The 343-nt window shown below is 59.2% G+C and carries 1 protein-coding gene; it reads right to left on the bottom strand.

Features of this window, described 5'->3' with window-relative positions; all coding sequences use genetic code 11:
• The coding region (locus H6A60_RS12865) for an aryl-sulfate sulfotransferase (RefSeq protein WP_205105257.1) at positions 1–343 on the bottom strand (343 nt) is incomplete at both ends.

The following is a 343-nucleotide window of genomic DNA, read 5'->3' as shown; positions in this document are numbered from 1 at the left end:
GTCCAGGTCCAATCGAAGTTCTGCTCGCAGACGTTGCAGAATTCGTCGCATTTGATGCGCTTGCCGTTTTTGTCGACCGGCGTGAGGAGTTTTTCCTTCAGGCCCGCTTTCCAGCCCTGGTGCGAGCCGATGATCCACTTCACCTTCTTGTCGCGGCCGATCTTGATGATCGCCGACTGGTGGCGCGAGCTGACGATGATCGAGTCGTCCGTCGGATCGTAGTCGACGGAATTGACATGCGCCCAGTTGCGCCCGGCGCCCGTGCCGAGGATGTCGCCGAACTTGTCGGACTTGTCGAGTTCAGCGAGTTCGTCGGCACTCATCGTGACGCCCTGCTTGTTGA

This window comes from Sutterella massiliensis (assembly GCF_016899755.1).
GTDB classification, from domain to species: Bacteria; Pseudomonadota; Gammaproteobacteria; order Burkholderiales; family Burkholderiaceae_F; genus Sutterella; species Sutterella massiliensis.
Note: the sequence above shows the minus strand (reverse complement) of the source record. Positions and strands in the feature narration are given on the sequence as shown.